The following is a 932-nucleotide window of genomic DNA, read 5'->3' as shown; positions in this document are numbered from 1 at the left end:
GCGTCGATCTCGGCCAGGTCAAGGCGCAGGGCGAGCATATCCGGCACAGCGATCTCGACGCTTATCTGAACTACGGGTCGGGGCAGGGCTATCGTCCGGCCGGATCTGTGCAAAAACGTGATGATGAAGTGATCAAAGTGATCGGAATGCGACGCAAAATCGCACAAAATATGGCAGAATCGAAACGAAATATCCCGCATTTCTCCTATGTCGACGAAATTGACATGACCGAACTGGAAGATATGCGCGCCGATCTGAACGCCAATCGCGGCGACCGGCCGAAACTGACCATGTTGCCGCTGATGATTGTCGCGATCTGCAAGTCGCTGCCGCAATTTCCGATGCTGAACGCGATTTACGACGACGAAGCCGGGATCGTGACCCGCCATGGCGCGGTCCATCTCGGCATGGCCACACAGACCGGGCAGGGGCTGATGGTGCCGGTTTTGCGCAACGCGCAGGATATGAATGTCTGGCAGCTGGCCTCCGAAATCGCCCGTCTGGCAGCGGCAGCGCGCGACGGTACCGCGACGGCGAAAGCGCTGACCGGTTCGACCCTGACGCTGACGTCGCTCGGTCCGCTCGGCGGCATCGCGACAACGCCGGTGATCAACCGCCCCGAAGTGGCGATTATCGGCCCGAACAAGATTGTCGAACGGCCGATGATCATCGACGGCGAAATCCACGCGCGCAAGCTGATGAACCTGTCGATCTCCTGCGATCACCGCGTGGTCGACGGTTATGATGCGGCCAGCTATGTCCAGGCGCTCAAGCATCTGCTGGAAACGCCGGTGCTGCTGTTCGCGGATTGAAGAGGGCGAGCGAACTGCCGTTCGTCCAGAGCTTGTCGAAGGACAGTTTACGCCGATAGGTGCACTTCGACAGGCTCAGTGCGAACGGAATGGGGCAAGTGCAGTCCTTCTCCCGTGAGG

1 protein-coding gene is annotated in these 932 nt (G+C 59.7%); it reads left to right on the top strand.

Annotated elements, in window-relative coordinates; translation table 11 throughout:
- The coding region (locus tag C8024_RS14080) for a dihydrolipoamide acetyltransferase family protein (RefSeq protein ID WP_173206300.1) at nucleotides 1–812 on the top strand (812 nt) is incomplete at its 5' end.
- Nucleotides 813–932: the final 120 nt, after the last annotated feature.

It is taken from the genome of Sphingopyxis sp. BSNA05, from assembly GCF_013265645.1.
Classification (GTDB): Bacteria; Pseudomonadota; Alphaproteobacteria; order Sphingomonadales; family Sphingomonadaceae; genus Parasphingorhabdus.
Note: the sequence above shows the minus strand (reverse complement) of the source record. Positions and strands in the feature narration are given on the sequence as shown.